This is a genomic window from Allokutzneria albata (assembly GCF_900103775.1).
GTDB lineage: Bacteria > Actinomycetota > Actinomycetes > Mycobacteriales > Pseudonocardiaceae > Allokutzneria > Allokutzneria albata.
In genome coordinates this window covers 1,531,318-1,551,443 of sequence record NZ_LT629701.1, presented here as the reverse complement: position 1 = coordinate 1,551,443, position 20,126 = coordinate 1,531,318, and the positions used below count along the sequence as shown (strand labels likewise).

The window sequence follows — 20,126 nt, the reverse complement described above, 5'->3', positions numbered from 1 at the left end:
CGGCCTCCATCCATGCATCACTGTATGGACGGGACGAGCCCATGAAGCTCCCGCGCACGGCGCACACCTCACGCTCCTGGGCGATCCACGGGATCGTCGGCGACTTCGCGCGGCTCGTCGAGCTGATGACCGGGGGCGGCGACCCGTCGGAGAACTGGTCGCGTCCGGCTCGTGCCCTGTGGGCGCTGCGGTGGAAGATCGGCAAGCTGTTCGGCTGGGCTTCCGGTGCCCGTGCGGCGTCGCTGCGCTCGCGTGTGCCGGACTCCTACCCCGTCGGCCCCGACGCGCAGTCCGTGCCGTTCACGTCGCTCTACCTGCTGGAGAACGAGTGGGCGGCGGAGATGTCGAACAGGACGGTGCAGTCGGTGACGCACCTGAGCTGGGTTCCCGACGGGTCGGGCGGCCACCGGGGCCAGATGGCCGTGCTGGTGAAGCCGAACGGACTGTTCGGGCGGCTGTACATGGCGGCGATCGCGCCGTTGCGGCACCTGATCGTGTACCCGACGATGATCCCCGCGATCGGCCGGGAGTGGCGGGAGCGGGTTTGGTCCGTGTCCGGCGAACCCCGGAAGCGTCAGCTCGGCCACGTGCAGGACACGCGCCAGTCCGGCAACTCGGTGGCCAGGTGCGCCGTCGCTCCGTAGCCTTCTGCCGGTGCCCGAGTTGCAACGCCTGCGAGCCGGCCACGCCGCGGCAGTCCTGGCTTTCGAGGTGGCCAACCGTGCCTACTTCGCTGCCTCGATCCCGGACCGGGGCGACGAGTTCTTCGATCGGTTCGCCGAAATGTTCCGCGCCCGGCTAGCCGATCAGGAGGCCAACGGCGGCGTCTACTACGTGCTCGTCGCCGAGGACGGCTCGGTCACTGGCCGGTTCAACTTGATCGTCGACGAGCCCGGCACCGCGGAACTCGGCTACCGCGTCGCGCAGCACGTCGCGGGCCGCGGCGTGGCGACCGCCACGGTCCACGAGCTGTGCCGGCTGGCGCGGGAGGAGCACGGTCTCCGCACCCTCAGGGCAGCCGTCTCCCTGGAGAACGCCGCATCCCAGAGGGTGCTGGCCAAGACCCGGTTCGTCCCCGCCGGACCGGCGGACCCCGCCGCACTGGGTGGTAAGCCGGGCATGTGGTACCAGCGCGATCTCACCGCGGACAACGACCCGGCCAGCAGCTGATCCTGGCTCGTCGCCGCCCCTTGGGGCAGGAACGGGGCTGCGGCACCGGCCGGATGGGCATGCTGGGTCCATGAACACGGACCCGACTGCCAGGCGCGTGCTGTGCTTCGGCGACTCGAACACCTTCGGAGTGCGTTCGGACGCGCCGGACGAGGGGCGCTGGCCCGTCGACGTGCGCTGGACCGGCAGGCTCCAGGAGGAGCTGGGCGAAGGCTACGAGGTGATCGAGGAAGGCCTCAACGGGCGGACGACCGATCTCGACGAACCCGGGCGGCCGGGGCGGAACGGGCGCGCCTACCTGGTGCCGTGCCTGGAGAGCCACCTGCCGGTGGACGTGGTCGTGCTGATGCTGGGGCTCAACGACCTCAAGACCGTGTTCGGCCGCGGACCGGCCGAGGTCGCGGCGGCGGTCGGCGGGCTGCTCGACGTCATCGGCCGCTTCGGGGCGAAGCCGGTGCTGTTGTCGCCGGTGGTGCCCGATCCGGGCAAACCGCTGTTCGCGGACGTGTTCGGGGCGGGCTTCGGCGACACCGTGGTGGAGCGGGCGCGGGGAACGGCCGAGGCGTTGCGCGGACTGGCCGCCGAGCGCGGGGTGACCTTCGGCGAGGCGGGCTCGGTGGCCGAGCCGGGACCGGACGGCGGGCACCTGGGACTTCGGCCCCACGCGGCGCTCGCCACCCTGGTCGCGGGACTCGTCAGGCGGGAGTCCTGAACGGGATCGACAGGCGCAGGCTCGTCGCGGAGACCTTGCCGTTGGACACGACCGCGACGAAGGTGCCGTGGCGGGCGGCGTCCGGCCAGCCCTTGGTCTTCAGGCCGTCCACCATCCGGGTGCACGGCGCCTGACCCGTCCGGCAGATCTGGATCTTCGCGCCGGTGGCGGCGCTGCCGCGGGCGAAGGCGGTGGCGTGGAGCTGGCCGCCCTTGTGCTCCAGGCAGACCCGGAGCCCGCCGTTCCACTCACCGCAGCCCTGGGGCTCGGCGGCGGAGGCGGCACCGGCGACGGCCGGGGCGATCCCGGCGGCGACGAGGAGCGCGAGTGCGAAACGCTTGATCATGGTTCCCTCTCCGAGAGTGCGACTGCGGCACGCAGCCTCGCACATCCGACCGTCCACTGTGGACCACACTTCGCCCTGGGCCAAAGTCCTGCGCCCATCGGGGTTCGAATTCGTGCATTCACCCCCGTCCACCGGTGTCACCCGGGCAGTTGACAATGATCGACATCAGAGTTTTCTTCTCGGCCCTCCCCGATGCTTCGGGTAGGCTCGACGCCCGGGTCGAGAGGCGCTGCAACGGGCTGCTGGGACCACCACCCCAGCCCGCCACGCTCGACCCGTTTTCCGATCCGCAACAAGGGCGCCTCCCACTTGGGGAGGTAGGCCGTGAGCAGGATCCAGGACCTTCGTGCGCTCTTCGACCGCCGCGTGGCCGTGCTGGACGGCGCGTGGGGCACGATGCTGCAGAACGCCAAGCTCGCGCCCGAGGACTACCGGGCCGACTGGCTCGCAGGGCACACGCACGACGTCACCGGCGACCCGGACCTGCTGAACCTGACCCGCCCGGACGTCATCCTCGACGTGCACCGGCAGTACCTGGCCGCGGGCGCGGACATCACCACCACCAACACCTTCACCGCCACGAGCATCGGGCAGGCCGACTACGGCCTGGAGTCCCGGGTGCGCGAGATGAACCTGCGCGGCGCGGAGCTGGCCCGCCAGGCCGCGGACGAGGTGGGCGGGCGGTTCGTGGCCGGCTCGATCGGGCCGCTGAACGTGACCCTCTCGCTGTCCCCCCGGGTCGAGGACCCCGCCTACCGCGCGGTGACCTTCGACCAGGTCAAGGCCTCCTACGCGGAGCAGATCCAGGCGCTGGCCGAGGGCGGTGTCGACCTGCTGCTGATCGAGACGATCTTCGACACGCTCAACTGCAAGGCCGCGATCGCCGCGGCCCGCGAGGTGGCCCCGCAGCTGCCGCTGTGGATCTCGGTCACCATCGTGGACCTCAGCGGGCGGACGCTGTCCGGGCAGACCGTCGAGGCGTTCTGGACCGCCATCGAGCACGCGAACCCGCTGGTCGTGGGCGTGAACTGCTCCCTGGGCGCCGAGGAGATGCGCCCGCACGTGGCCGAACTGGCCCGCCTCGCCGACACCTACACCGCCTGCCACCCCAACGCGGGCCTGCCCAACGCCTTCGGCGGCTACGACGAGACACCGGAGCAGACCGCGGCGCTGCTGCGCGAGTTCGCCGGTGAGGGCATGGTCAACGTCGTCGGCGGCTGCTGCGGCACCTCCCCCGCGCACATCGGGAAGATCGCCTCCGCGGTCAGGGACCTGGCGCCGCGGCGGGTGGCCGAGCCGAGGAACAGCAGCCGGTTCAGCGGGCTGGAGCCGTTCGAGATCGGGCCGGACACCGGCTTCATCATGGTCGGCGAGCGCACCAACGTGACCGGGTCCGCGCGCTTCCGCAGGCTGATCGAGAGCGACAACCACCAGGCCGCCGTGGACGTGGCGCTGGAGCAGGTGCGCGGCGGGGCGAACCTGCTGGACGTGAACATGGACGCCGACCTGCTCGACAGCGAGCGGGCGATGACCACCTTCCTGAACCTGATCGCGACCGAGCCCGAGGTCGCCCGCATCCCCGTGATGATCGACAGCTCCCGGTGGAGCGTGCTGGAGGCGGGCCTGAAGTGCGTGCAGGGCAAGGGGGTGGTGAACTCCATCAGCCTCAAGGAGGGTGAGGAGCCGTTCCTGGAGCAGGCCCGGCGCATCCGCGACTACGGCGCGGGCGTCGTGGTCATGGCCTTCGACGAGCAGGGCCAGGCCGACACCACCGAGCGCAAGGTGGAGATCTGCGCGCGGGCCTACGACCTGCTGACGCAGAAGGCCGGTTTCCCCGCAGAGGACATCATCTTCGACCCGAACGTGCTCGCGGTGGCCACCGGCATCTCCGAGCACAACGGCTACGCGAAGGCGTTCATCGACGCGCTGCCGCTGATCAAGCAGCGCTGTCCGGGCGCGCGGACCAGCGGCGGCATCTCGAACCTGTCGTTCTCCTTCCGCGGCAACGACGTCGTGCGCGAGGCGATGCACTCCGCGTTCCTGCTGCACGCCGTGCGCGCGGGGCTGGACATGGGCATCGTCAACGCCGGTCAGCTCGCCGTCTACGCCGACATCCCGGCCGACCTGCTGGAGCTGGTCGAGGACGTGATCTTCGACCGCCGCGAGGACGCGACCGACCGCCTGGTGGCCTTCGCCGAGACGGTCAGCGGCAAGGGCACCAAGCGCACGGTCGACCTGTCCTGGCGCGAGGGCACTGTCGCCGAACGGCTCTCGCACGCGCTGGTGCACGGCATCGTGGACTTCATCGAGTCCGACACCGAGGAGGCCCGGCAGCAGTTCGACCGGCCGCTCAACGTCATCGAGGGTCCGCTGATGGACGGCATGAAGATCGTCGGCGACCTCTTCGGCTCCGGCAAGATGTTCCTGCCGCAGGTGGTCAAGAGCGCGCGGGTGATGAAGCGCTCCGTCGCCTACCTGGAGCCGTTCATGGAGGCGGAGAAGGAGCAGGCGCGGCTGGAGGGCCGGATCGAGACCGAGCGCGGCCAGGGCAAGGTCGTGCTCGCCACGGTCAAGGGCGATGTGCACGACATCGGCAAGAACATCGTCGGCGTCGTGCTGGGCTGCAACAACTACGAGGTGATCGACCTCGGGGTGATGGTGCCCGCCGCGCGCATCCTGGACACCGCGGTGGCCGAGGGCGCCGACGCGATCGGCCTGTCCGGGCTGATCACGCCGTCGCTGGACGAGATGGTCTCGGTGGCCGCGGAGATGGAGCGCCGGGGCCTGAAGCTGCCGCTGCTGGTCGGTGGCGCCACGACCTCGCGGCAGCACACCGCCGTGCGCATCGCGCCCGCCTACGACCACACCACCGTGCACGTGCTCGACGCGTCGCGGGTGGTCGGCGTGGTCTCGGACCTGCTCGACGCCGACCGCGCGGAGGAGCTGGACGCGGCCAACCGCGCGGAGCAGCAGCGGCTGCGCGAGCAGCACGCGGCCAAGCAGCGGCTGCCGCTGCTGACGGTGGCCGAGGCGCGGGCGAACGCGGAGCGGGTCTGCTTCGACGAGCTGCCCACGCCCGCGTTCACCGGGGTGCGGGTGGTCGAGCCGAGCCTGACCGAGCTGCGGGAGATGATCGACTGGCAGTTCCTGTTCCTGGCGTGGGAGCTGAAGGGCAAGTACCCGGCGATCCTGGAGCAGCCGGTGGCGCGGGAGCTCTTCGACGACGCGAACGCGCTGCTGGACCAGATCATCGCCGAGGGCTCGTTCCGGGCGAAGGGCGCGTACGGGTTCTGGCCCGCGCACTCCGAGGGCGACGACATCGTGCTCGACGGCGGCGGTGGCTTCCCCATGCTGCGCCAGCAGACCAAGAAGCCCGACGGCAGGCCGAACCGCTGCCTCGCCGACTACATCGCGCCCGAGGGCGACCACCTCGGCGGGTTCGCGGTGGCCGTGCACGGCGCGGAGGAGCTGGCGGCGAAGTACGAGGCCGTGCACGACGACTACCGCGCGATCATGGTGAAGGCGCTGGCCGACCGACTGGCCGAGGCCTTCGCCGAGTACATCCACCTCAAGGCGCGGCGGGACTGGTTCGAGCCGGACGCGCAGCCGCTGCTGGAGGACCTGCACGCGGAGCGCTTCCGCGGCATCCGGCCCGCGCTGGGCTACCCGGCCAGCCCCGACCACAGCGAGAAGCGGGAGCTGTTCGAGCTGCTGGACGCGGACGCGCTGGGGATCGGGCTGACCGAGTCCTTCGCGATGACCCCGGCCGCCGCCGTCAGCGGGCTGATCTTCGCGCACCCGGCTTCGCGGTACTTCACCGTGGGCAGGCTGGGCCGGGACCAGGTCACCGACTACGCCCAGCGGCGCGGTCTGGAGCTGGCCGAGATCGAGCGCTGGCTGCGGCCGAACCTCGACTACAACCCGGACTAGGGGTCTCCCGGTGGCCTGAGCAGCGCGGTGTCCGTGCTGAGCCGGACGCCGTCGGGCACCTGGTAGCGGTGGGTGCCCCGGGACCAGTCGAGGTTGCCGCGCATCCACGCCCGGAGCCCGTGCGTAAAGTCGGCGACCGCGGCGCGGCGAGAGCGCGAGGTGCTGGAGCTGCTGGCCCAGTGTCTGTCCAATGCGGACACCGCAGGGCGGTTGTCCACCAGCGAGGCCACGGTGAAGAGCCAGATGACGAAGCTGCTCGGCAAGCTGGAGTGCGCCAACCGGGTGCAGGCCGCGATCCTGGCGCACGAGGCCGGGCTCGGCTGAGCCCTTCACAACCGGTGGTTGTGCGGCGGTTGTTTGCCCCGGTGGGCCTGCGCTGGCTTTGATCTCCCGCTGTGTGGTGGCTCTGGACGGCGTACGCGGTGAGCACGGCGGGCACGTGGCTCGCCTTCGACGCGTTCCCGATGATCGCGATCCTCGTGCTCGACGTGGGTCCGGCACAGGTGTCCACGTTGGCCGCGGCGGGGCTCGCGGTGGGCGCGGTGCTGGCGGTTCCGCTCGGGCCGTGGGTCGAGGTGCGCCGCAAGCGGCCGGTGATGATCGCGATGGACCTGGTCCGGTTCGCCGCGGTGCTGAGCGTGCCGGTCGCGTTCGCGTTCGGCGTGCTCGGTTTCGCCCAGCTCCTGGTGGTGTCGGTCGTCGTCGTGGCGGCCGACATCACCTTCACCGCGGCCAGTGGCGCCCTGGTGAAGGCGCTCGCACGGCCGGAGGAGCTGCTTCGCGTGAACGGGCGCTTCGAAGCGACGATGTGGACCGCCTCCGCGCTCGGGCCGCCGTTGGGCACGGCGGCGCTCGGGATGTTCGGGCCGGTGATCACCGTGGTGGCCAACGGGATCAGCTACGTGCTCTCCGCGTCGGCACTGCGGATGGTCGGCCAGGAGCCCGATCCCGTGCGTTCCGCCGCGTCGCGCTTCCGGTTCGCCGACCTGGTCGAGGGGTGGCGCTTCGTGCTGGCCGACCCGGTGTTGCGCCCGCTGTTGTTCAACACGCTCCTGGTGAACGGCTTGATCATGGCGATCTCGCCGCCGTTCGCGGTGCTGATGCTGGGCGAGCTCGGGTTCGCCCCGTGGCAGTACGGCGTCGCGTTCGGGGTGGCGTGCCTCGGCGGGCTGATCGGCTCGCGCCTGGCCCATCCGCTCGTGGCGCGCTTCGGGCGGCACCGCGTCATGATCACCGCGGGGGTGTTGCGAGCGTGCTGGTCGATCGGGCTGGTCTTCGTCCAGCACGGTGTCGGCGGCCTCGTTCTCGTCATCGGCGTCGAGTTCGCGCTGATCCTGTGCGCGGGCGTGTTCAACCCGGTGTTCGCCACCTACCGGCTCGACCGGGTCCCGAAGGATCGTGTCGTCCGCGTCCTGTCCGCGTGGTCGATCACCGGTAAAGCCGCCACCGCCACGCTGACCGCCCTGTGGGGCGTGCTGGCCGGACTCGTCGGAGCCCGCACCGCGATCGTCGTCGCCGGCTTCCTCCTGCTCGCCACACCACTACTGCTACCTCGACGTAGTGTTTGAGAGTTTCCAGGGGTTCTCCTGGTCAATTCGCGCGGAACTGCCAACACATTCTTCAACGATACGGTTGAAGGCATGGAACTCGTGGACACTGGCTGGCCCCTTGACGACTTCGACCGCGCGCTCGCGAATCTCCTCGGCTCGCTGCCCGCTCGGCCCCGGCTGCTCGGGCTCGGTGAGCCGATGCACCTGGAAGAGGCGTTCCAGCGCCTGCGCAACAGGGTGCTCCAGTACCTCGTGCAGCACGAGGGCTACCGGTGCCTGGCGATCGAGAGCGACTGCGTTGCCGGGCTGCTGGTCGACGACTACGTGACCGAGGGCGTGGGGTCGCTGGACGACGTGCTCCAGAGCGGTTTCAGCCACCGCGTGGGCGAGTACGAGGCAACCCGCGAACTTCTCGTCTGGATGCGCGAGTTCAACCGGGATCGGCCGTTCGCCGACCCGGTGCGCTTCGCGGGTTTCGACGCGCCGCTGGAGATGACCTCGGCCGCCAGTCCCCGGCAGGCGTTGACCGAGCTGCACCGCTATCTCTCCGCGACCGCTTTGCCTTGCGAGATCGAGGAAATCGACCAGCTCATCGGTGATGACGCGCGTTGGACCGCCACCGAGGCGGTGATGGATCCGACGAAGTCGCTCGGCGGCTCAGCGGAGGTGACGCGGCTGCGCCTGATCGCCGACGACATGCAGGCGTTGCTCCTGGCCGAGGCGCCGCGCTTGGTCTCCGCCACCTCGCGGGAACGGTGGCAGCGGGCGGCTTTGCACGCGCGCACCGCCGCAGGTCTGCTGCGCTATCACGCGGGGCTGGCCGATACGTCGTCGGAACGCATCCCTCGGCTCATGCGCCTGCGGGAGGCGATGATGGCCGAGAACCTGGCCGCTCTCCCGAGCCGCACGCTCGTCTTCGCCCACAACCGCCATCTGCAACGCGAGCCGAGCGTGTGGGAGCTGGCGGGGCAGCGCCTGGAGTGGTGGAGCGCCGGGGCGATCACGTCGGCTCACCTCGGCGACGAGTACGCGTTCGTGGCTCTGGCACTGGGTTCCGCGCCGCAGCACGGGCTTCCCGTTCCGGACGAGGACACGTTCGAGGGGGTGCTGTCCGCGCTGCCGGGCGAAGCGTTCCTCTTCAACTCGCACCTGCTCGCTGAAGCCCTTGAGGGACAGAACCTGGCTCTGCGCAAGGACACCGCGACCCATCACACCTACTTCCCCATCGATCCGCGGCACCTGTCGGACACCGACGGGATCGTCTTCTTGAAGCACATCGCGCCTACAGCCAGCCGCTTTCCCGGGCCAGCCGGAACGCCTCAGCCCGACCGCTGACACCGAGCTTCGCCACCACCGCGGCGAGGTAGTTCCGGACAGTTCCGCTGGACAGGTTGGTGCGACGCGCGATCACCGCGACCGGTGTGTCGAACTCCGCCAGCCGCAACACGTCCAGCTCGCGCGGGGTCAGTGGGCACACCGGCGCGGTCAGGGCGTCCGCGGCGAGCGCCGGGTCCACGTACCGGGCGCCGCCGTGGACGCGGCGGATCACGTCGGCGAGCACGCCTCCGGGCGAGCCCTTCGGCAGGAAACCCTTGGCCCCTGCGGTGAGCGCGCGCTGGAGGTGCGGCGGGCGGCCGCGCCCGGTGAGGATCACCACGGCGCACGACGGCGCCGCCTTGGCGAGTTCGGCGGTGACCGCCATGCCGTCGAGCACCGGCATCTCCAGGTCCACGACGGCGACGTCCGGGCGGTGGGTGAGCACCGCGTCGACCGCTGCGCGTCCGTCCGCGGCCTGGGCGACGACTTCCAGATCGGGCTCAAGGCCCAGCAGCGCCGCGAGCGCGACGCGGATCAGCTCCTCGTCGTCGGCGAGCAGGACACGGATCATCGGACCGCGACAGTGGCTTCGAGGACGAACTGCTCGCCCTCGGCGCGGGTGCGCAGGGTTCCGCCGGACTCCGCGAGCCGGTCGGCGAGCCCGCGCAGGCCGCAGCTGTGCCGGTCGGGCCTCGTGCCCGCCGCGCCGTCGTTGGTGACCGTCATGCGCACCTCGTGTTCCTGCCGGGAGACCTCGATCCTGCACCATCCGGCCTTGCTGTGCCGCAACATGTTCGTGCTCGCCTCGCGGAGCACCGGCAGAAGCTGGGCCGCGACCTCCGGCGGCAGGTCCGAGTCCGGCTGGGCGACCTCGCAGCGCACGCCCGAGGACCGCAGTGTCCGCTCGATCGCGGCGAGCTGGTCGCGCAGGTTCACCGCTCGGTACCCGTGCACCGCCTCGCGAACCTCGGTGAGCGCGGAGGCGGCGAGCGAGCGCACCTCCTCCGCCTCCGCCGCGGCTGCTTCGGCATCGGCGGGAGCGAGGCGCGCGGCCAGCTCCGCCTTCAGCGCGATCACCGACAGGCGATGGCCCAGCAGGTCGTGGACGTCACGGGCGAAGCGCAACCGCTCCTCGGCCGCGGCGAGTCCGGCCAGCGCTTCTCGTCCGGCTTCCGCCTGCACGAGCAGGTCCCACAACCACACCTGCAGCCAGCACATGGCGATGACGATGAGCCCCACGCTGACCGTGATCACCAGGTATGCGGTGACCGACGCGCCCACCCACCACGCGATCCACACCGCGGCGCCCACTGTCCCGACTGCTGTCACCGCTGCCGCGACCGGGCGAAGCACGATCGGCGCCGAACCGAGCAGCGATCCGCCCAGCCACGCCCACGTCGCCCACCCGCCCGCGCCGACCGGGGCCACCAGGAACGCCGAGAGCACCGCCGTGGCCACGAACCCCGCCGCCGCGCGCTTGCGGACCTGCTCGCTGAACCGTGGCGTGACCGCCGCGTAGAGCGCCACGGCCTGCGCGACCGTGAACGCGAGAATTCCCAGCGCTCCCAACACGATCCACACCGCGCAGGGCTCGCGGAACAACCCGATCCCCGGCAGGACCAGACTGGTGAGCGAGATGGTGCCGAGCGAGCTCAACGTGGCGATCCGCGCCCAGCGCATCCGCGGGTCCATGCCCGTCATGCTAGACGCCGCTGAGCAGGATCGACGCCGCGACGAGCACATCGAAGACGATGCAGAACTCCGCGTACCAGGCCGGCACCACTCGCCCCGCCCGATGGTGGAGGGCATCCCAGACCGCGTGCCCGAGCCACCCCGCCGCCACGACGTAGCGCCCGATCTCCGGCTCCACCACCAACGCCACGGCCGCCAGAACCCCGAACCCCAGCAGGCCGAGCAGCTGCGTCGTGAGCACACCGGGCTGCCCCAGTTCTCCCCGCGCAGCACCGAAAACGAGGTACGCCAACGCGAGCACGGGCAACATCCACGTGGTGACGCTGGAGGGCACCCATGGGACACCGCCGAGGACGTCGGTCAAGCCTTGGGATAGTCCGAGGACGATTCCGAGGGCGAGTGGCCAGCGGTGGCTGAGTGTTTTTGTCATGGGCTCAGGTTGGGGTGGGCGGCGGGCAAAGCACAGGTGTGCGGTGTCATGGGCGGGCTGTGCGATTCGCATGGGTTGGCCGTGGGGTTTCCAGCTCTCGTGAGCTGGGCTTCCAGCCTTGGGGTCGGCTTCCGTTTGGCCAGGGGTCGCTTTTCGGGCTTGTCGGGCGCCATGCACAGCGTGGCTGATCGCGACTGCCTCCTCGACCAGGTCAGTGTGCTCTCCGCCGCGCACGTGGCAATCGTTGAGCAGGATCTCCTCGACCATGCGCCGACCCGGACCTACCGGATGAAGCACGAAGCCGACTGGACGCGCGAGAGCCTGCCGGACAGAAGGCATGTGCGGACGACGCCGCGTGGTCGGGTTTACGAAACAGAAACGGAGCCGATCGCGGAACCGGCTCCGTTCCGAGTGCGGTCGAAGGCGCTAGCACTCGGTGAGGTCGACGCCCTTCACGACTTCGCCCGCCACGACGGGAATGGGCTTCGGATACCAGCAGGTCTTGTCCTTGATGATGTAGCTGATTCTGACGTCCTGCGTGGCGAGGCCGTTCACCTCGAAGTTGTCGTCATCGTCCGAAGTGTCCCAGGTGATGATGTCACCGGTGCGGGCGTTGTAGGCGTAGATGTAGCCGAACGCCGGTCGGCCGGTGCGGTCCAGGGTCCGGCCGGTGATCTTGGCGGCGGGGACCAGGGTGGCGTTGGAGACGGTGGTGCCACCGGCCCACACGGTGACGGGGACGGCGCTGAAGCGGTCGCCGGCGCCGCCGGACCACTGGGTGGCGAACTTTCCGGTGTCCTGCAAGAACTCCAGAGGCCACGCGTACGGCCCGAGGCCTCGGATGCGGTAGTTCCCGTTGGTGTCGGTGCAGTTCTCCGAGAAGCGGAAGCCGAGGCGCGGGTCGGCGGCGAACGGGAAGACGCAGACGCGCGGGAGGGGCGTGCCGGTGTTGTCCTTCGCGGTTCCGGTGATCGTTCCGGACGGATCGACCGCGATCTGTGGCAGCACAGTGGTTTCGCGGAGGCGTGCGACTCCCTTGTGCGCCTGGCGGAGGTCACCTGTGCCGCCGCGCACGCCGACCCACTGGGAGCCGTAGGTCTTGTCGTTGGGTTTGACGAAGAACTGGTAGGTGTTGGGGTCGAGCGGCCCGACGATCAAGGTGCCGGAATCGTCGGTGCAGTACCAGGAATAGTCGCGGTCGACGACCCCGGCGACGGGCACCGCGTGCGGCTCGACGCAAACACCGGCGAGCGGGGCCCGGGTCCGCGAGTCGACGACGGTCGTGCGGAACGCGGCGGCGGGCCGCAGTGACACGCGCATCTCAGCGGTTTCCCCGGCGACCACAGACGGGCGCAGATCATTGACCGTGTAATGGGTTCCCGCCGAATCCCACACGCTCGCGGAGTAGTAGCCGTTGGCGGGCAGGTCCCGGACCACGAGGGTGCCGTCGCCGGACGTGCACTCGCGGCGGTCCTGCCCTTCCCCGTAGACCCAGGCGCAGGCATCGCGCACCGGGGTGCCGTCGAGTTCATCCGTGACAACGAACTTCACGGCGCCGGTGGCGGAGTTCGCCTTGGCCGGAACAGCCGTCAGCGCGGCGACGATCGGCAGGCAGACAGCAGCAAACAAGAGACGTTTCATGTGTGCTCCCCCAGAGAACGGCCCCCCGGCCGCTCAGTCCTGCTATCGCCGCCGCGCGATCCGGCGTATCACCTCCAGTGAAAATGACTCCGAGTGCAGCAGTCTCCTACTCCGAGTGAAGCCCTGCCAGGACGCTCGGCAGCGGTCCCTGGTGCAGAACGCCGAGGCGTTGCGTGGCGCGGGTGAGCGCCACGTACAGCTCGGCCGAGCCGCGGGGGCCATCGGCGAGAATCCGCTCGGGCTCCACCACCAGGACGGCGTCGAACTCCAAGCCCTTGGTCTCCGACGCGGGCACGGTTCCGGGCACGCCCGGCGGACCGATCACGATGCTCGTGCCGGGGCGATCGGCTTCGTCCCGGACGAACTCCTCGATGGCAGCGGGCAGCTCGGCCTCGGTGACCCGGCGCGCCCACGGTCGCACACCGCACGCGCGCACGGACTCCGGTGGCTTGACGCCGGGAGCGAACTCGGCCAACAGCGCCGCGGCCACGTCCATGATCTCCGCAGGGGTGCGGTAGTTCACCGACAGCGACCGGTAGACCCAGCGGCCGGGAACGTAGGGCTCCAGCATGGTGCCCCACGACCTCGCCCCCGCCGCCGCGCGGCGCTGCGCGAGGTCGCCGACCACGGTGAAGGAACGGCTGGGGCAGCGCCGCATCAGCGCCCGCCAGTCCATTTCGGACAGTTCCTGGGCCTCGTCGACCACCACGTGCCGGTAGGTCCACTCCCGGTCCGCGGCGGCGCGCTCGGCGAGATCCCTGGTGTCGGCCTCGACGAAGCGCTCGGCCAGGTCCTCGGCGTAGAGCAGGTCGTGGGCGAAGAGGTGGTCCTCGTCGTCCATCGAGTCCTCGCGCTTGACCAGGCCGTCCATCACCCCGGCGGCGTACTCCGCCTTCGCCGTCCGCTCCCGCTCGGCGGCCTGCTCCGCGGCGCGGTCGGCGGCCTTGTCGCGCCCCAGCATCGTGTACAGCTCGTCGAGCAACGGCACGTCCGACACGGTCCAGGCATCACCGTCCACTCTGGACAGTGCGGGGTGCGCGCCCGGCGAGGTGTACAGATCCGCCAGCAGTCCTTCCGGCGTCAGGATCGGCCACAGCCCGTCGATCGTGGCGGTGAACTTCTCGTCCGCGGCGAGATCCTTCACCAACCCCGACCGCAGCCGCTCCCACTCGTCCCGGTCCTCGCGGCTCAGCCAGCCCCGGCCGATCCGCGAGATCGCCCGCTCGGTGAGCACGTACGTGACGATGTCGACGAACACCGCGCGGGCCTCGTTGTGCGGCAGGCCGCTGGCACGGGCCTCCTCCCTGGCCCACTCCGCGGTCTCGGCGTCGATCCGCGCGGTGACCTCGCCGAGCTGGATCGGCACCGGCTGCCCGGGCACCCGCTGCCGGTCGGCGATCGCGGCCTTGAGCACGTCCAGGATCTTCAGCGACCCCTTGAGCCGCGCGGTCTCCTCGGCGTCCTCGGCGGTGACGCGCAGGCCGGGCAGCAGGTCGCCGGGGGTCATGAACACCACGTCCGACTCGCCGAGCGACGGCAGGACGCGGCCGATGTGGTTCAGGAACGCGGGATTCGGCCCGACCACGAGCACACCGTGCCGCTCCATCCGCTCCCGGTGGGTGTAGAGCAGGTAGGCGACGCGGTGCAGCGCGACCACGGTCTTCCCCGTGCCCGGACCGCCCTCGATCACCAGCACGCCGGGGTGGTCGAGCCGGATGATCTCGTCCTGCTCGGCCTGGATCGTCGAGACGATGTCGCGCATCCCCTCGCCGCGCGGCGCGTTGACCGCCGCGAGCAGGGCCGCGTCCCCTCGCTCTCCCCCGCCGGGACGGCCGAACACCTCGTCGGTGAAGTCGACCAGCCGCCGCCCGCGCGTGTGGAACTGGCGGCGACGGCGCATGTTCTCCGGCGTCACCGCGGTGGCGACGTAGAACGGCCGTGCCGCCGGAGCCCGCCAGTCGAGCAGCACCGGGCGGTAGTCGTTCTTCTCGTCGAACAGGCCGATGCGGCCGATGTAGGAGGTCTCGTCGTCGAGGCTGTCCAGCCGACCGAAGCACAGCCCGCCGTCCGCCACGTGCAGCCGCTTCAGCTCCTTGCCGAGCGCGCGCACCTCGTCGTCGCGCTCCATCGCGGTGCGGCCCTCCCCCGCCAGAGCGTCCTTGAGCGCGCCCTTCACCCGCGCGCGCTCGGCGTCGAGCCGCGCGTAGAGCCCGGCCACGTAGCTCCGCTCGGACCGCAGTTCCTCGTCATAGCCCAGGTCTGTCACAAGCTCCCCACTACGGTTCAAGCGAACTTCTCGATCAGCAGCTTCGCGGCGGTGGCCGCCCCATCGGTACGGACCTTGCTGGCGACCTCGGCCGCGCGCACGCGGACCTCGGGCATCAGGGCCTCCCTGACCGCTGCCGTCAAGGAGTCGAGGGTCGGCACCGGGCCGTCGTGCGCGGCGCCGATGCCCAGCTCGGCCACCCGCGCGGCCCAGAGCGGCTGGTCCACCAACTGGGGCACGATCACCTGGGGCGCACCCGCGAGCGCGGCCGTGGTCGTCGTGCCGGCACCACCGTGGTGCACGACGGCGGCCACCCTCGGGAACAGCGCCTGCTGGTTGACCTCGCCGACGGCGAAGCAGTCGTCCTGGCCGTCGGTCAGCCCCAGAGCGGCCCAGCCGCGACCGATGAGCACGCGGCGCCCCTGCGCGCGAACCGCCTCGATCGCCACCTCGGCGGCGTCCGTCGCGGCACGCATGGGCATGCTGCCGAAACCGACGTACACCGGCGGTTCCCCGGCGTCCAGGAACTCGGTCAGATCAGCCGGGAGCGGACGCGAGTCGGGCAGGATCCACGCACCGGTCTGGACGACGTCGAGGTCGGCGGGCTCCTTCCACGGCGCCAGGAACGGGTCCGCCGCCACCCAGGGGCTGTGGGTGAAGACGTGGTCACGGACGTTGTCCACCGGTGCCAGGCCGATCGACTCCCGGTGGGTGTTGACCACCGCGCCGAAGGTCTTGTTCATGCGCTCCGCGTCCAGCTCCCACAGCACCCGGTTGTCGGTGATGTCGGTCGGCAGCGGCTGCCCCGGGTACTCGTGCGGCCTGTGGTGGGGTGAGGGGAACAGGGACGGGAAGAAACCCACGAGCACGTAACCCGCGCCCAGCTCGTCCGCCACCGCCCGCACCGCGGCCGCCGCCGGGAACAGGCCGGTCGCCACCAGCACGTCGCAGCCCTCGCGCGCGGCCGCGCTGACCGCGTCGTACTGCGCGTTGATCAGATTCGTCGCGACCTGGTTGAAGTCCAGCTCCTCCGGCCGCTTCTTCCCGGTCACCATCTCGCGCACCGACCAGGCCGCGGGCACCATCGGCACCCCGTTGCGGGCCAGCAGCGCCTCGAACTCCTCGTCCGGCGGCGCGCACACCACCGGCTCCGCGCCGAGCTCGCGCAACCGCACCGCGAGCGCCGCCATCGGCTGGACGTCCCCCCTCGACCCGAAGGTCGACAACAACACGCGCACTCAGCTTCTCCCATTTCCGCAGGTAGATGCGATTAGGACGGGAAGTTTGCGGCATCACCCGGGCCTTGCCGCAAGCCCCCCTGTGCGCTATAAGTTGAATATGGCGGGGGCAAGTGCCCCGCTTTTTCCTGTTTTCCGGGGCAAACACCGGTTTCAGGGCCGGCTCCGCGTGTTGATGACGCGGTCGGGGGTGATCCCGGCGGCCTCCGCGCGGGCGCAGCCATAGCCGAGCCAGTCCAGCTGACCGGGCGCGTGCGCGTCGCTGTCGATGGCGAACTCGCAGCCCGCCTCGACGGCCAGCCGCAGCAGGCGCATCGGCGGGTCCAGCCGCTCCGGCCGTGAGTTGATCTCCACGGCCGTTCCGTGCTCCGCGCACGCGGCGAAGACGGCCTCGGCGTCGAACTCCGACTCCGGCCGCTTCTTGCCCACCCGCAGCCGTCCCGTGCAGTGACCGAGCACGTCCACGTGCGGGTTGGCCACCGCGGCCAGCATCCGCCGCGTCATCGCGGCGCGCGGCATGCGCAGTCCGGAGTGGACGCTCGCGACCACGACGTCCAGGCGCGCCAGCAACTGCTCGTCCTGGTCGAGGGAACCCTCGTCGAGGATGTCCACCTCGATCCCGGTCAGCACCCGGAACGGCGCCAACTCCGCGTTGATCTGCGCGACCACGTCCAGCTGCTTGCGCAGGCGGTCCGCGCTCAGCCCGTTGGCGACCTTGAGCCGCGGCGAGTGGTCGGTCAGCGCGATCCACTCCCGGCCGAGCTCCCGCGCGGCCTCGGCCATCTCGCGCGGCGGGCTGCCGCCGTCGGACCAGTCGGAGTGGGTGTGGCAGTCCCCGCGCAGCGCGGCCAGCAGCTCCTCACCCCCGCTCACCACCGGCGCGACCCGGCTGAGGAGCTTGGTCAGGTACTCCGGTTCCTTCCCGTTCACCGCTTCGGTGATCACCGATGCCGTGGTGGCCCCGATCCCGGGCAGGTCCTTCAGACCGCCCCGCCGCACGCGCCGCTCCAGCTCCTCCGGCGGGAGGCCGGCCACCACCTCGGCGGCTCGGCGGAACGCGCGCACGCGATAGGTCGGTTCGGCGGCGCGTTCCAGGTGGAAGGCGATCTGGCGCAGAGCCCACACCGGGTCCATGCCCTCTGCCTACCCCATTCACCGCCCCATCGCACCTCGTTGGTGCTCCACGGCCTCGGCCATCGTGTAGCGGTAACGGCGGCACGCGCACTCCATCGAGCCCAAGTAGGGTTCGAGACCGAGCCGCCGCGGCGTCTGCCCGTCGCACTGCCGCCAGTTCTTCCCGGTCTCCCCCGCCGCGGCGTAAGCACGCGCAACGGTGTCGTAGGCGAACCCGGAGGTGCTGTACTCGGCGATGACCCGGTTGCCGAGGATGTGCATGGGAACGTTGTGCGCCAACGCGAACTGCCGCAGCAGTTCCCTGCGCCGCGCGTGCCGCCTCGGCGCGATCTTGGAGACGTCGTCCCGGCCGCGCGTGATCGAGATCTGACGGACGCTGTTCGCGACCTCGCTCGGATGGAGCCAGTACCCGGGACGTTGGCAGTGGCACAACCTCGGCCTGCGGAGGAATCGCTCGCGATCCATCTTGAAGTACTCGTTGTACACGCCGTCGCAGGAGCGGTACTCGTGCAACCGGTCGCGGACTTCCAGGTCGACGACCGCGTACTCGAGGAGTGTCAGGATCCCCGAACAGTGCGACAGATTGTCAACGGTGACCCGCTCGGCGCTCTTCCTGTCGAGGCCGTGCGCGCACACGAACGCGACGCACATCTCGTGCGCGCTCTGGTGATCGGTCAGCGCCTCGCCCGCCTTGTGCGCCGCCTCCTTCGCGAGGTGTCCAGCAGCGTGCTTGATCAGCTCTTCGAAGAAGCCCATGCCGGTTCGATCGAGGCGCCGATCTCGGCGTTAGCGGCCGTTTCCGGCTCGTTGCAAGGGAAAGACTCAACCGAGTTGTTGGTCCACGAAGCACCAGCGCCACGTCTCGCCCGGCTCGTGACTGCGCATCACCGGGTGCAGCGTGTCCTTGAAGTGCGCCGTCGCGTGCTTGCCCACGGACGAGTCGCAGCACCCGACGTGGCCGCACGACAGGCACATCCGCAGGTGGACCCAGGTGTGCCCCTCCGCGACGCACTCCGCGCAAACGTCAGCGCTCGGCTCGACGGGTTTCCTTTCCTTCACAAGGTGTTTGCAGCTGCCCGCCGTCGCGGTGGGGGTGCTCAGCTCGCCCTCGGCGGCCTCCTGCTCTTCGGCGGCCTGGTCGAGCATCGACTCCTCGATGTCCAGGGTTTCCAGCACCGAGCGCAGCACCGTGTCGTCGACGCGCCCCGCGTCCCGCGCTTCGAGGAACACCTCGCGCTCGGCGTTCAGCATCTCCAGGCGCAGCCGCAGGTACGCCTCGCTCGGGGTCTCGGCGAGCGCGCCCTGCCTGCCCAGCCGCTCCCACGCGGAGTCGGCGCGGTGCCGCACGCGGTCGCGCAACCGCTCGACGATCTCCGGCGGGTCGTCGGGTCCGGTGATCTCGTCGAGCCGGGTCAGCGCGGCGTCGGTCATGGACTGCAGCAACGCGGCGCGCTGCAACGCGTCCTCGGCCGGATCGGGGGCGGGCAGCTTCAGCCGACGCACCAGTGCGGGCAGCGTCGTCCCTTGCAGGACAAGGGTCCCGGCCACCACGACGAACGCGGCGAGCAGCAGCACCGGGCGGTGCGGGGTCTCCGGCGGCAGCACGAACGCGGCGGCCAGCGTGACCACCCCGCGCATGCCCGCCCACGCGACGACGGCCGTGTAGCCCCACCGCCAGGCCTTGAGCCGCAGCACCCGCCGCACGGTGGCGATCACGACCATCCACACCATGCGCGTCAGGATCGTCGCGGCGAACACGGCCGCGCAGATCACGGTCAGCGTGGTCGCGCTCAGCCCGCTCTCGGCGACATCGCGCAGGATGGGCCGGATCTGCAGCCCGATCAGCAGGAAGACCACGTTCTCCAGCAGGAACTGCACGGTCTGCCAGTTCAGCCTGCTGGCCAGACGGGACGGCCCGGACAGCAACGTCGGCGCGCGGTGGCCCATGATCAATCCGCAGAGCACGACGGCGAGCACGCCCGAGCCGTGCACCGCTTCCGCGGGCAGGTAGGCGATGAACGGCAGCGAGAAGGACAACGCCGTGTCGGTCACCGAGTCGGTCAGCCGGGCTCGGATCATCGACGCCGCGACGCCGACGAGGAGCCCGACGAGCACGCCCGCACCCGCCGCGAGCAGGAAGTCCGCCCCGACCTGCCACAGGCTCACCGATCCGGCGATCGCCGCGATGGCCGTCCGCAGCGCCACCAGGGCCGCCGCGTCGTTGACCAGGCTCTCGCCTTCCAGGATGCGGACGATCGTGCGCGGCATCCCGACCCGCCGGGCGACGGCGGTGGCCGCGACCGCGTCCGGCGGAGCCACCACGGCGCCGAGCGCGATGGCCGCGGCGAGCGGCAGGCCCGGCACGACCAGCCACGCGACCAGGCCGACGCCGAACGTGGTGAACACGACGAGCCCCACCGACAGCAGTGCGATCGGCCCGCGGTTGGCCCGGAAGTCGCTCACCGAGGTGGAGATCGCCGTGGCGTAGAGCAGCGGCGGCAGCAGCCCGACCAGGACCACCTCCGGCGGTAGGTGCACCTCGGGCACACCGGGCACGAACGAGGCCAGCACCCCCACGCCGATCAGGCACAACGGCGCGGGCCAGTCGAACTTGCGGGCCGCCGAGGTGACCAGGAGAACGGTCACCACCAGCGCCACGATCTCCGCAGCGATCACCACCCGGTGATTATGGGCGTAGGT

At 70.8% G+C, this 20,126-nt stretch carries 17 protein-coding genes and 1 riboswitch; of the genes, 7 read left to right on the top strand and 10 right to left on the bottom strand.

Annotation, left to right across the window (positions count from 1 at the left end; genetic code table 11):
* Positions 1-41 precede the first annotated feature (41 nt).
* The 3 genes from BLT28_RS06685 (at position 42) to BLT28_RS06675 (ending at position 1,882) form a co-directional block, all read left to right on the top strand.
* Positions 42-644, top strand: a complete 603-nt coding sequence (locus BLT28_RS06685; protein ID WP_063766702.1) for a DUF2867 domain-containing protein — start codon at positions 42-44, stop codon at positions 642-644.
* 10 nt (positions 645-654) lie between these two features.
* Positions 655-1,170, top strand: a complete 516-nt coding sequence (locus BLT28_RS06680; protein WP_030433205.1) for a GNAT family N-acetyltransferase — start codon at positions 655-657, stop codon at positions 1,168-1,170.
* A 70-nt stretch (positions 1,171-1,240) separates the two neighbouring features.
* Complete coding sequence (locus tag BLT28_RS06675; RefSeq protein WP_030433204.1) at positions 1,241-1,882, top strand: GDSL-type esterase/lipase family protein; 642 nt, start codon at positions 1,241-1,243, stop codon at positions 1,880-1,882.
* Here the strand turns inward: BLT28_RS06675 and BLT28_RS06670 are convergent.
* A complete protein-coding gene (locus BLT28_RS06670; protein ID WP_030433203.1) occupies positions 1,866-2,228 on the bottom strand; it encodes a hypothetical protein in 363 nt (120 codons plus the stop codon). The two genes, BLT28_RS06675 and BLT28_RS06670, sit on opposite strands and share 17 nt — an antisense overlap.
* 215 nt (positions 2,229-2,443) lie before the next feature.
* Positions 2,444-2,539: riboswitch (S-adenosyl-L-homocysteine riboswitch) on the top strand.
* Between the two features lie 13 nt (positions 2,540-2,552).
* Here BLT28_RS06670 and metH point away from each other — a divergent pair.
* The 4 genes from metH (at position 2,553) to BLT28_RS06650 (ending at position 9,043) form a co-directional block, all read left to right on the top strand.
* Positions 2,553-6,158 (top strand): methionine synthase, encoded by a 3,606-nt coding sequence (gene metH / locus BLT28_RS06665; RefSeq protein ID WP_030433202.1) that lies wholly within the window; start codon positions 2,553-2,555, stop codon positions 6,156-6,158.
* Positions 6,159-6,230: 72 nt separating this feature from the next.
* On the top strand, positions 6,231-6,482 hold the full coding sequence (locus BLT28_RS06660; RefSeq protein WP_081900779.1) for a response regulator transcription factor: 252 nt from the start codon (positions 6,231-6,233) through the stop codon (positions 6,480-6,482).
* Positions 6,483-6,553: 71 nt separating this feature from the next.
* Positions 6,554-7,726 (top strand): MFS transporter, encoded by a 1,173-nt coding sequence (locus BLT28_RS06655; protein WP_052408122.1) that lies wholly within the window; start codon positions 6,554-6,556, stop codon positions 7,724-7,726.
* Between the two features lie 72 nt (positions 7,727-7,798).
* Positions 7,799-9,043, top strand: coding sequence for an erythromycin esterase family protein (locus BLT28_RS06650; RefSeq protein WP_052408121.1), 1,245 nt, complete (start codon positions 7,799-7,801; stop codon positions 9,041-9,043).
* Here the strand turns inward: BLT28_RS06650 and BLT28_RS06645 are convergent.
* The 9 genes from BLT28_RS06645 to BLT28_RS06605 all read right to left on the bottom strand — a co-directional run bounded on the left by BLT28_RS06645 (position 8,991) and on the right by BLT28_RS06605 (position 20,105).
* Positions 8,991-9,596: a response regulator transcription factor gene (locus BLT28_RS06645; RefSeq protein WP_030433199.1), complete on the bottom strand. Its 606-nt coding sequence runs from the start codon at positions 9,594-9,596 to the stop codon at positions 8,991-8,993. The genes BLT28_RS06650 and BLT28_RS06645 overlap by 53 nt on opposite strands.
* Complete coding sequence (locus BLT28_RS06640) at positions 9,593-10,717, bottom strand: sensor histidine kinase (RefSeq protein ID WP_197683986.1); 1,125 nt, start codon at positions 10,715-10,717, stop codon at positions 9,593-9,595. The genes BLT28_RS06645 and BLT28_RS06640 overlap by 4 nt, the downstream gene beginning before the upstream one ends.
* A 10-nt stretch (positions 10,718-10,727) precedes the next feature.
* Positions 10,728-11,147 carry a hypothetical protein gene (locus BLT28_RS06635; RefSeq protein WP_043813931.1) on the bottom strand — a complete coding sequence of 140 codons (420 nt, stop codon included), beginning with the start codon at positions 11,145-11,147 and terminating at the stop codon, positions 10,728-10,730.
* 426 nt (positions 11,148-11,573) lie between these two features.
* Positions 11,574-12,788, bottom strand: a complete 1,215-nt coding sequence (locus tag BLT28_RS06630; RefSeq protein WP_052408118.1) for a hypothetical protein — start codon at positions 12,786-12,788, stop codon at positions 11,574-11,576.
* Between the two features lie 106 nt (positions 12,789-12,894).
* Entirely contained in the window at positions 12,895-15,054 is a 2,160-nt protein-coding gene (gene helR, locus BLT28_RS06625) for an RNA polymerase recycling motor ATPase HelR (RefSeq protein WP_030433195.1), read from the bottom strand.
* A 17-nt stretch (positions 15,055-15,071) separates the two neighbouring features.
* Positions 15,072-16,292 (bottom strand): glycosyltransferase, encoded by a 1,221-nt coding sequence (locus BLT28_RS06620; protein WP_030433194.1) that lies wholly within the window; start codon positions 16,290-16,292, stop codon positions 15,072-15,074.
* Positions 16,293-16,445: 153 nt separating this feature from the next.
* Positions 16,446-17,426 (bottom strand): PHP domain-containing protein, encoded by a 981-nt coding sequence (locus BLT28_RS06615; protein WP_030433193.1) that lies wholly within the window; start codon positions 17,424-17,426, stop codon positions 16,446-16,448.
* Between the two features lie 18 nt (positions 17,427-17,444).
* The gene (locus BLT28_RS06610; RefSeq protein WP_030433192.1) at positions 17,445-18,182 is read right to left on the bottom strand and encodes a hypothetical protein; all 738 of its coding nucleotides are present in this window, start codon (positions 18,180-18,182) and stop codon (positions 17,445-17,447) included.
* A 66-nt stretch (positions 18,183-18,248) separates the two neighbouring features.
* Positions 18,249-20,105: a Na+/H+ antiporter gene (locus BLT28_RS06605; RefSeq protein WP_030433191.1), complete on the bottom strand. Its 1,857-nt coding sequence runs from the start codon at positions 20,103-20,105 to the stop codon at positions 18,249-18,251.
* Positions 20,106-20,126: the final 21 nt, after the last annotated feature.

Coding starts and splice junctions, on each gene's coding strand:
- BLT28_RS06650 (WP_052408121.1), top strand. CDS start 7,799: ATGGAACTCGTGGACACTGGCTGGCCCCTTGACGACTTCGACCGCGCG.
- BLT28_RS06640 (WP_197683986.1), bottom strand. CDS start 10,717: ATGGACCCGCGGATGCGCTGGGCGCGGATCGCCACGTTGAGCTCGCTC.
- BLT28_RS06630 (WP_052408118.1), bottom strand. CDS start 12,788: ATGAAACGTCTCTTGTTTGCTGCTGTCTGCCTGCCGATCGTCGCCGCG.
- BLT28_RS06675 (WP_030433204.1), top strand. CDS start 1,241: ATGAACACGGACCCGACTGCCAGGCGCGTGCTGTGCTTCGGCGACTCG.
- BLT28_RS06685 (WP_063766702.1), top strand. CDS start 42: ATGAAGCTCCCGCGCACGGCGCACACCTCACGCTCCTGGGCGATCCAC.
- BLT28_RS06635 (WP_043813931.1), bottom strand. CDS start 11,147: ATGACAAAAACACTCAGCCACCGCTGGCCACTCGCCCTCGGAATCGTC.
- BLT28_RS06645 (WP_030433199.1), bottom strand. CDS start 9,596: ATGATCCGTGTCCTGCTCGCCGACGACGAGGAGCTGATCCGCGTCGCG.
- BLT28_RS06670 (WP_030433203.1), bottom strand. CDS start 2,228: ATGATCAAGCGTTTCGCACTCGCGCTCCTCGTCGCCGCCGGGATCGCC.
- BLT28_RS06610 (WP_030433192.1), bottom strand. CDS start 18,182: ATGGGCTTCTTCGAAGAGCTGATCAAGCACGCTGCTGGACACCTCGCG.
- BLT28_RS06615 (WP_030433193.1), bottom strand. CDS start 17,426: ATGGACCCGGTGTGGGCTCTGCGCCAGATCGCCTTCCACCTGGAACGC.